9 protein-coding genes and 5 pseudogenes are annotated in these 7,398 nt (G+C 56.9%); 7 read left to right on the forward strand and 7 right to left on the reverse strand.

All coding sequences use genetic code 11. The features are described from left to right. Nucleotides 1-142, forward strand: a pseudogene (locus ACTBDU_RS15205) (IS3 family transposase); the annotation flags it as partial. Nucleotides 143-146: 4 nt separating this feature from the next. On the opposite strand, the pseudogene ACTBDU_RS15210 reads toward ACTBDU_RS15205, so the two are convergent. The 3 pseudogenes from ACTBDU_RS15210 to dgcN form a co-directional block, all read right to left on the reverse strand. Next, nucleotides 147-257: pseudogene (locus ACTBDU_RS15210) on the reverse strand (P1 family peptidase); the annotation flags it as partial. 170 nt (nt 258-427) lie between these two features. Then, a pseudogene (locus tag ACTBDU_RS15215) lies at nt 428-1,190 on the reverse strand (enolase C-terminal domain-like protein); the annotation flags it as partial. A 1-nt stretch (nt 1,191) separates the two neighbouring features. Next, nucleotides 1,192-2,200, reverse strand: a pseudogene (gene dgcN, locus ACTBDU_RS15220) (N-acetyltransferase DgcN). 356 nt (nt 2,201-2,556) lie between these two features. Here dgcN and ACTBDU_RS15225 point away from each other — a divergent pair. Then, nucleotides 2,557-2,760: a TetR/AcrR family transcriptional regulator gene (locus ACTBDU_RS15225; protein ID WP_438807064.1), complete on the forward strand. Its 204-nt coding sequence runs from the start codon at nt 2,557-2,559 to the stop codon at nt 2,758-2,760. Next, on the forward strand, nt 2,679-3,134 hold the full coding sequence (locus ACTBDU_RS15230) for a hypothetical protein (RefSeq protein WP_438807058.1): 456 nt from the start codon (nt 2,679-2,681) through the stop codon (nt 3,132-3,134). The genes ACTBDU_RS15225 and ACTBDU_RS15230 overlap by 82 nt, the downstream gene beginning before the upstream one ends. Before the next feature lie 305 nt (nt 3,135-3,439). Here ACTBDU_RS15230 and ACTBDU_RS15235 read toward each other — a convergent pair whose 3' ends face one another. From ACTBDU_RS15235 to ACTBDU_RS15250, 4 genes are all read right to left on the reverse strand, one after another. Further along, nucleotides 3,440-3,619, reverse strand: coding sequence for a hypothetical protein (locus tag ACTBDU_RS15235; protein ID WP_438807059.1), 180 nt, complete (start codon nt 3,617-3,619; stop codon nt 3,440-3,442). A gap of 186 nt (nt 3,620-3,805) precedes the next feature. Beyond that, nucleotides 3,806-4,255: an EamA family transporter gene (locus ACTBDU_RS15240; RefSeq protein ID WP_438807060.1), complete on the reverse strand. Its 450-nt coding sequence runs from the start codon at nt 4,253-4,255 to the stop codon at nt 3,806-3,808. Continuing rightward, nucleotides 4,252-4,557, reverse strand: a complete 306-nt coding sequence (locus ACTBDU_RS15245) for an EamA family transporter (RefSeq protein ID WP_438807061.1) — start codon at nt 4,555-4,557, stop codon at nt 4,252-4,254. The genes ACTBDU_RS15240 and ACTBDU_RS15245 overlap by 4 nt, the downstream gene beginning before the upstream one ends. A gap of 309 nt (nt 4,558-4,866) precedes the next feature. Further along, nucleotides 4,867-5,025, reverse strand: a complete 159-nt coding sequence (locus ACTBDU_RS15250; protein WP_438807066.1) for a hypothetical protein — start codon at nt 5,023-5,025, stop codon at nt 4,867-4,869. Between ACTBDU_RS15250 and ACTBDU_RS15255 the strand changes: the two genes are divergently transcribed. The 4 genes and pseudogenes from ACTBDU_RS15255 (at nt 4,969) to speG (ending at nt 7,053) form a co-directional block, all read left to right on the forward strand. Continuing rightward, nucleotides 4,969-5,151 carry a LysR family transcriptional regulator gene (locus tag ACTBDU_RS15255; RefSeq protein ID WP_438807065.1) on the forward strand — a complete coding sequence of 61 codons (183 nt, stop codon included), beginning with the start codon at nt 4,969-4,971 and terminating at the stop codon, nt 5,149-5,151. The two genes, ACTBDU_RS15250 and ACTBDU_RS15255, sit on opposite strands and share 57 nt — an antisense overlap. Then, nucleotides 5,132-5,803, forward strand: a pseudogene (locus ACTBDU_RS15260) (substrate binding domain-containing protein). The gene ACTBDU_RS15255 and the pseudogene ACTBDU_RS15260 overlap by 20 nt, the downstream one beginning before the upstream one ends. A gap of 313 nt (nt 5,804-6,116) precedes the next feature. Continuing rightward, nucleotides 6,117-6,446, forward strand: a complete 330-nt coding sequence (locus tag ACTBDU_RS15265; protein ID WP_438807062.1) for a DMT family transporter — start codon at nt 6,117-6,119, stop codon at nt 6,444-6,446. A 43-nt stretch (nt 6,447-6,489) separates the two neighbouring features. After that, on the forward strand, nt 6,490-7,053 hold the full coding sequence (gene speG, locus ACTBDU_RS15270; protein WP_438807063.1) for a spermidine N1-acetyltransferase: 564 nt from the start codon (nt 6,490-6,492) through the stop codon (nt 7,051-7,053). The last annotated feature ends 345 nt before the right edge of the window (nt 7,054-7,398 follow it).

Below are 7,398 nucleotides of genomic sequence, written 5' to 3' on the forward strand. Positions count from 1 at the left end.
CGAAGCAGCTCATGAAATTACCGACTATATCGTGGGATATTACAGTGCACTCAGGCCGCATAAATATAATGGTGGGTTGCCACCAAACGAATCAGAAAATAGATTCTGGAAGAACGCTAACGCGGTGGCAAGTTTTAGTTGACCACTACAGTTAGGGTATTACTCAACAGAATCGGCGTTTGCAAGAGCCCCAGTTCAGCCACCTGCACCAGACCCACCGGCTTGGCAAAGCCATTCAGCACCGCCGCGCCGCACGGCCACCCGCCCGCGATCGCGCCAGCGCCCCAACATCAGCCGCAGGTGCTGATGCAGATAGTCATTCATGGTAACGCTCCGCCGGTTGCGGCGCTCAGACGCGCGGCGCCCCCCCCCGCCAACGGCAGCGAGGACCCCAGCATACACAGCCCACCATCACCCGCAGACCCTAAAATTGGGCTTCCGCCACCATCGCCAGTGCCTCGGTAAGCCCGCCGCACTTGTCCAGCTTGATGTTGATCATGTCATAGTGCCCGCGCAGACCGGCAATATCCTCTGCGCTATGGCAGCTTTCATCGGCGCAAACCAGGATGGGATGAACGCAACGCAGCAGATCGGCGTCCTGCCCGGCGGGCAATGGCTGTTCGATCATGGCAATACCGTAGGACTGTAGCGCGGCCAATAAACTGCCCAGATCAACGCCATCCCAGGCCTCGTTGGCATCGATAATCAGCGTGGCGCGCGGGGCGACAGCGCGGACAGCGGCCACTTTTTCCAGAATATGGTCCAGTTTGATTTTCAGCAATTGCGCACCGCGACCCACGGCCTCAGCCGCTGCGGACGCCATCGACTCGACCGGGCCAAGGCTCAGGGTTTCCGCGCAGCGAATAGCGCCGCTGGCCGGCGGCGTACGGCCTGTTAATTGCCACAGCGCGCAATCCCGCGCGTTGCGCGCCGAGCCAGGCGGTAACATGCGGCCTGGCTGCTCGCGGTTTATGCCTGCTTCAACGGCCGCGCGTAACGCCTCCAACTGACGGCATATCCCGTCAGGATAAGCCTGGTAGCGGGGCATTAGGGCGTCACTCGCCGCTGGCGCTGATGCCGCCCTCCGTCAGCGTGACCCGCACCACCGGTACTGCCGTACGCGCGCCGCGCGCAATCACAAACGGCCGCGCCAGCGGCAGGTCAAGCGTTTCAATCGTTAACGTCCGCATTTTACCCTTGCTCCTGGAGCAGACGGGCGATCTTTTCAATGCCAAACCGCACCGGCTCGGTCGCCGGCACCCCAAATTGCTCACTCAGCCGGCGGCAATAGTCATGCGCTTGCGCCTCGCCGGCGCCAGAGGTGCTAATGGCGAACCCCGCCAGTTTGATGTCACGGCAGGTGACCGCCGCCGCACGCAAATTGGCGTCGACACAGGCATCCAGTTGCACCATCGGCTGCTGCGGTAGGTGGCGCATGTAAGGACGGTCCATTTCATGGCACATTACCAGCCACTGCGGCTGAGCGTCATGAAGCATGGCCCATGCTAACCCCGGCGTAAGAAGGATAAAACAGGGATCCCTGCCCCTCAATAATATCCCAATGATCGGCGTCACTGGTCGGCGACAACGCTTCCGCGGCGCCGGCAATAAAATTGGCCATCACGGCGTCGATGGCGATCCCCTCCCCCGCCACCAGAATACCGGTCTGGCCGGTAGCGCGAAAATCGGCGCTCATGCCGCGCTGCCGCATGGCTGCCTCCAGCGCCAATGAAGTGTACATATTGCCCACTGAGCAGTCGGTCCCCACCGTCAGAACACGTTTACCGCTACGCTGTTTCCCGCTGCCGACCCTCAGATCCGGGCGCATATGGCGCACATCAAACAACGCGACACCGTGCTGTTCCGCCAACGCTGCCAATCCCGGCGTAGAAGATAGCCGCTCATGTAGACCGCTGGCAACATTCATACCGGCGCGAATGGCCGAGCGTACCGTCTCAACCCAATGCGGGGGCAAAAAGCCGCCCGCGTTTACCGTGCCCAGCACCAGCGTGCGTGCGCCAGCCGCTGCTGCTGCCTCAATGGCAAGATCATCCAGGCCAAGGGAAACCGTACAACCGGGCAACCGCAATTGGCCAAGACAATGATCGGGACGCCAGACCTGAATACCTCGCGCAGTTTTCGCCCCCAGCGGATCGGTGACATTGCCAAGAAAAAGCAAATAAGGTTGCGGAATCAGCATAGCGATACTCTCAGTAAACGGAACCGACCTCTACTATTCCACTCACCCTCGCAGAAGGCGAATATCTGTTTGATGGCAGGGTATAACCTCAGGCTATAGGCACACCATTCTTCCCCTGACCAGGCCTTTTGCGCCCGTCAGCTTTCGAAATGAAACGATACCGCTGGCACATCGGCGGCAGGCTTGTTTAGGAAAAGAACCTTCCCTAGACTCTCCCCATGGGCAAAAATTCCGTAAACAACGCCGCTGCTGGCACGCCGTCAACGCTTCCCCCCACGAATGCCTCCCGCCACCCAACGGCCGGCGTTCGCGCCCGGCCACGCCAATTCGATACTGAGCAAGCGCTGGATCGGGCGATGCAGGTATTCCGCACCAAAGGCTATCACGCCGCCTCTGTGGCTGATTTGGCCGCTGACATGGGGTTGACGGTGGGTAGCACTTACAAAACCTTTCGCGATAAACAAACCTTTTTTTATAGGTGTTTGAACGCTATCTTAGTAAGCGTCGGCAGGAGACGCGTGAGCCGCAGGCGCTGGCCGTCACCGGCCGCGACAAGGTAGCGGTGCTGCTACAAGACTATGCCACGCTCTCGCAGGGTGTCGAGGGGATCCGCGGCTGTCTTCTGGTGGCAGGCAGCGCGACACAGGTCTGTGCGCTGGAAGCGGTGCTAGCACGGCGGGTACGTCAGGCGCTGGACGCCAATCAAATCCGGATAGCCGTGTTTATCCGCACGGGTCAGGAAGACGGCTCGGTCGATCCAGGGTTAAATGCGAAGCACACCGCCCTGCTCATGTTGGCATTGCTGCAAGGAATGCGCGTGGTCGGCAAGGCCGGACGGCAACGTGAGGAGATGATGGCGATCGCCGCGCTGGCGCTGCGTTTGCTAGACCGCCACGCCGTTGCCGCAGCAACTACGGCGTTTTGCTCAGAATAAGCAGCGCGTATACCGGCTGCCGCTCTCGTAAGCGGTTTCGCCGCTGACAGCCATTTTCTGACCTTCGTAGAAGATTTTAGCCTGCTGATTTTGCGGCAGTACCTCCGCCAGAGCTGCGATTGCCGGGCTTCCCTGGCAAACATCTCCACCGCGCTGAACAGCGGCTTGCCATAGCCCCGACCGATAAATTCGCGCAGAAAATAGATCTTTTTCAGCTGGCCGCCCAAGGCACTTGTATCCGATCTGGGCATTTCGCATAAAAGCTTCTCCAGCCCGATATCCTAGCCGTCAACGCTGGCAATCAGCTAGCGGCGCGGCTGGGCAAAGCTTTTCTCAAGGGAAGGCGCAGCGTAGTCACCCGCCAGAAAGTCCGCCAGCGCCTGTTTCTCAGGCCAAAGATGACCAAAATGACCGATATAGCTCTCATAACCCAGCGCGGTCAGGGAATTGGCATCCTTGCGGCGGGCGAGGCGAATTTCCAGCATAGTTTCAGCCAGTGATTAATAGGGTGGTCTCGGCCGGTTATCATAAAGGCAGCGACGATGGGATCCAATGCCGGCAGCCACAAAAGGTTATTGCCGCAGCGGCAGATGACAACATTTCGCGGCGCTGTCACGCAGATGAACACGGGTCAACAGAGCACGTTTGCCCGTGGCCGGCGGCTCTCAAGCTTAATCATACAGGCAAGACGCTGCGCGGTATTTTGCAGCAATCCTCGACCCTCGCGTTGCACTCTCCCGCAAGGCTAAGCATGGCGCGCTGCGGCGCGTCAGCACCATCAGCAGACTGGCGAGGATACAGCCGCCGCCGATCCATCCCGATGTCGTAATATGTTCATTGAGCAGCAGGGCCGCCAGCAGTGCGCCAAACAGCGGCTCGGTGCCCAGCAACAGCGAAAGCCGCGAAGGCAAAGTTCGGCTGGCGGCATAATTTTGCGCGAAAAAAGCGAAAAGCGTGGCAAACAATGCAAGATACAAGGTAATGCCCCAGAATAACCATGATGCGGGCAAAGGCGGCGGCGATCGAAACGTGATGAGCAGCAATAGCCAACCGCCGACCGCGACCACCCCGGTCTGTACCGCGGTCAGCGCCAACGCCGGCACCGGCCGGTGTGCGGTCAAGCGCCGGGTGTAACACACCAGACAGGCGCGAAGTAGCGCCGCGGCCGTAACCCTTCCCCACGCCCCAGATGCAGCGCACGCCCGCCGCATAACCAGTAGACGCCAAGCAACGACAGTAGCGCCGACAGCAACACTCTTCGGTCGAGCCGCGCCCGGTAAGCCAACCATTCCACCAGCGGCGTAAAAATGACGAACAGGCTGATTAAGAAAGCCGCATTACCGGTGCTGATAATGGCCACGCCCTGCGTCTCGCAGATAAATACGCCCAGCAGAATTAGCCCCAGCGGCAGACCGGGGTGCACCGGCGGCCCCGCGCAGCTGCGGCAGGAGCACCAGAAAGGTCAACGTAAAACGCAGTGCGATAAAATCCAGTACCGGATAATACACGAGCGCCTGTTTCGTAGCAGCATAGCTGCGCCCCCAAATTACCGCGACCAGCAATAGCATGGCATCGGCTAACTGCAGCACCGGCCGGCTTTGGCGTACTGACGCGATATTCTGCATGTCTAATCCATAATCGATAATGTTTGGCAAAGGTTGCAGTATATTCCTTTGTTGTCTGAGCAATAATTATCTAAAATTGAACAACACTTATTCCCTATGAGAACAAATCAACTGCTACCGCTGTTGCCTAATATGGTGGTATTGGTCAAGGTGGTGGAGAAAAACGGCTTTCCGCCGCCGCCAGCGAATTGAATACCACCGCCTCTGCGGTGAGCCGACAGATAGCCAGGCTGGCGCAGGCGCTCGGATTGCGGCTTTTGGAACACAGCACGCGCCGCCTGCGCCTGAACGAAGCGGGTAATGAGGTGTATCAATGCTGTCAGCGAATCCTGACCAGCGCCAGAGATGTTCTGGCAATTTCCGACCGGGTTGATGCCCGCCCCGCAAGATGAGGTCCGGCTGAGCGTTCCAAAAGCGCTGGGCAAATTCGTTATCGCCCCATTGATAGGTCCTTTCTTGCAGCGTTACCCACAGATGGACGTTGCGCTGCAATTAACCGATACCCTGCCGGATTTGCTGGCGAGCGATCTCGATACGCTTATTGCCATCGGCGATAGACCCCCGGAGAATCTGGCCGGCCGGCCGCTGACGTTTGTACGCCAGTTGCTGTGCGCCACGCCGCAATACCTCAACCGGCGCGGCACGCCAGAGCAGCCGAAAAATTTAGCGTGGCACGATTGTATCTGGCTGGGCGCAACCCCGAAGGATAACCGCTGGCGGTTTCGCCAGGGCGAGTAACGGCGGCAGGTTGAAGTCCAGGGCCGTTTTGTGAGTAACCACAGCGAAGCGCGCATGGCGGTTCTCCTGGATCATCTGGACATTACCTGCCTGCCGCACTTTACCGCCGCTGCCGCCTTGGCGGAGGAAACGGTGGTGCCGGTGTTGCCCCAGTGGCGCTATGATTGCCCCTATCAAGAGACAGCCTGGGTGCTGTATCGCCCCAATCCACAGTTGCCGCCCAAAATGCGGGTGTTAATAGATTATCTGGCGCCAGCGCTGGCCGATAATGCCAGTAGTCGTCCACCCGCGCCGTCGATTCCGTAACGGCGACGCGATGCCGGCCGGCGCGGGGAACCGCTCCGCTACCCTCGGGCGATTACTGCCGGCTTGAGGCAAAGGCCGGTAAGTGAATAGCGCCTGTGAGTAACAATTTTTGCTAGAAGACGCTGTCCGGGTAGCGACTTTCGACGCCACCCGGTTACGGCGTGAATAAGGTGCTTTATTACCTAAAGCACATCGGGCAATGTTACTGTCAATCGCGGCCCTCTCTGCTCATAATGCATGTCAGACCCTACTATTTTGTCCGTTGGCGAAAAGTGTTAGTCTTGACGTCTAATTATCCTGTTCAGAGTCATCTATGGCTTATCTCTATTTGTTTATTGCTATAATCGCGGAAATCATTGCCACCTCGTCCATCAAGGCTTCGGCGGGCTTTAGCAAACTGACGCCTTCGCTTTTGGTGATAGTCGGCTATGCCATCTCATTTACCCTGTTGTCGCTGGTCCTTAAAACCATACCCGTGGGTATCGCTTATGCAAGCTGGTCCGGGTTAGGTATTATTTTTGTCGCCATCGTGAGCTATTTCTTGTATGGGCAACGGTTGGATGCCGTGGCAATATTTGGTATTGCCCTGATTATCGCCGGCGTTATGATCATTAATCTTTTCTCCAAAATCGCCGGTCATTGATCAACCTTATTATGTTTTAACTTAAGTATTCGAGAATGCAACAATGAAACTATCAAGCCAAGATCCAGAGGATCATCATATTAAACTCCGTCCCTTGGAACGTGAGGATCTGCATTTTATTCATCAACTCAATAATAATGAGATGATGATGCGCTACTGGTTTGAAGAACCGCATGAAGCTTATGTGGAGTTGAAAGATCTTTATCAAAAGAATATTCACAATATTAGCGAACGCCGGTTTATCATCGACAAGCTGGGTGTAAGCGTCGGCCTGGTCGAACTAGTGGATATCGATCATATCCACCGGCGCGCCGAGTTTTCCATTTTAGTGGCACCCGAGCATCAGGGCAAAGGCTACGCCAGCGTTGCGACGCATCTGGCGCTGAATTTCGGCTTTATGGTACTTAATCTGCATAAACTGTACCTAATCGTTGATGAAGAAAATACCAAAGCCATCCATATCTATACCAAGATGGGTTTCAAGCAGGAAGGGGTATTGCTGCAGGAATTTTTTATCAACGGCCAATATCGCAATACGTTGCGCATGTGCCTGTTCCAACACGAATATCAACACGCCCGCGCCGCGGCTCGTGAGCTCAAGCGCTGAATATTGCATGGGTATCTACACCCCCAGGGTAGCCGGGATAAAGCGCTGAACTAGACAAAGGCGCCGGCTACATGACGGCCGAGCAGAAACGAGAATCGTCGCTTAGGCGGCCGCGTCTAACGGGGACAGGGTGAAAACGATGAACGGCGCATGGGCAACCGCGCCTTCAGGCAGCAGTGTGTAGTGGCACACTGAATTTGGCCACCTGAACAGAGGTAATATGCTCACCTCAGAACAACACGGGTGCACCAATAAAAAGAAGAAATTTTAGTCCTGAATTTAAACGCGAATCCGCTCAACTGGTTGTCGACCAAAATTACACCGCCGCGCCAGCAGCAAAAGCCA

It is taken from the genome of Sodalis sp. (in: enterobacteria), from assembly GCF_051710625.1.
Lineage (GTDB): Bacteria > Pseudomonadota > Gammaproteobacteria > Enterobacterales > Enterobacteriaceae > JBPESN01.

Bases quoted from the DNA above. Each gene is read 5' to 3' on its own strand.
- speG (WP_438807063.1), top strand. From the start codon at position 6,490: ATGAAACTATCAAGCCAAGATCCAGAGGATCATCATATTAAACTCCGT.
- ACTBDU_RS15225 (WP_438807064.1), top strand. From the start codon at position 2,557: ATGCAGGTATTCCGCACCAAAGGCTATCACGCCGCCTCTGTGGCTGAT.
- ACTBDU_RS15235 (WP_438807059.1), bottom strand. From the start codon at position 3,619: ATGCTGGAAATTCGCCTCGCCCGCCGCAAGGATGCCAATTCCCTGACC.
- ACTBDU_RS15265 (WP_438807062.1), top strand. From the start codon at position 6,117: ATGGCTTATCTCTATTTGTTTATTGCTATAATCGCGGAAATCATTGCC.